Below are 1,006 nucleotides of genomic sequence, written 5' to 3'. Positions count from 1 at the left end.
ATTGCCGCATCTCCAGTTACCTGCAGACCATGGCAAATCAGGGATACAATCCGCTGGTCGCCATTCAAATGGCCTTTTCGGGACAGCTCTATGCTGATAGGGGTGAGTAGTTACGATTTTTTTACGCAGTTGCCTAATCAGCATGACGAGTATGCTGCGCTAGCCCGTTCTTTAGAGGCGGCCTGGCAAGCCCTGATTAACATATCTCAAATTGAATTGCCTCGATTCGTTGCCAATAAGGAGCAGTATGCCAGCAAGATAGGGATACTGGTTGATGAGTTCCAGGAGAGGCTGGAAGAAAAGCGGATATTCACGGCTGATGCGCCTTTTGCGGGATTTGTCCAGAAACTGGCAGAAACGGATCCGGCAAGAGCAGCTATTGCTCTCGCCTATTTCCTAGATTTCAATCTGAACAACTGGGATCTCAATGTTGCAAAAGGGATTCAGGCTGCGATTGATTGGGAGCGTGGCCTTCACGGGAAAGCAGAACATGAGGGGCACATCCTTAAAAAGCTTAAGCACCGTTGGGATGAAGAATTTAATCGCCAAAGTAAGATTGCGGAGAAAGCACAAGAACATCTTGATCATCTGAATAATAGGTCAAGTCAGTTAATCGAAGCCCAGCAAAAACGATTCGATACCAGTATTGCTAAATATGACCAGGAGTTGAAAAAGTCGCTTGAGAAGACAAATGCCGAGCTTGAGAATATAACCCGTACCTACGATGAAAGCCTCGCCTTGCATGCCTCAGTTAGATACTGGGGACTTCAGGAAAAATATCACAAGCGCATGTCTATAGGATTCGGTGCCGCAACGATTATCGTAGCTCTCGGTGTGCTATGGGGGCTGTATGAATATGCCGATTACTTCCTTGCTGCTGATATAAGGCTCCTCAGCAGAATTTGTGGGTAGCTGAGGTGGGTTTGAGGCAAATGATCAGGTCAGTCCTGTCGGGGTAGAGCCCCCCACCCGGTCTCTGAGAAGATGGAGTTGTGAAACCATCATC

General features: G+C 47.6%; 1 protein-coding gene. It reads left to right on the top strand.

Annotated features, from left to right (window positions below):
* Positions 1–90: 90 nt before the first annotated feature.
* On the top strand, positions 91–912 hold the full coding sequence (locus tag ACOCD2_RS21885) for a hypothetical protein (RefSeq protein WP_293675244.1): 822 nt from the start codon (positions 91–93) through the stop codon (positions 910–912).
* Positions 913–1,006: the final 94 nt, after the last annotated feature.

The sequence above is a fragment of the Thiolapillus sp. genome, from assembly GCF_048562965.1.
GTDB classification, from domain to species: Bacteria; Pseudomonadota; Gammaproteobacteria; order Chromatiales; family Chromatiaceae; genus Thiolapillus; species Thiolapillus brandeum_A.
The sequence above is the reverse complement of the archived record's forward strand: the minus strand, read 5'-3'. Positions and strand labels throughout refer to the sequence as shown.

Excerpts from the sequence above, each read along its gene's own strand:
- ACOCD2_RS21885 (WP_293675244.1), top strand. The coding sequence starts at position 91 with ATGCTGATAGGGGTGAGTAGTTACGATTTTTTTACGCAGTTGCCTAAT.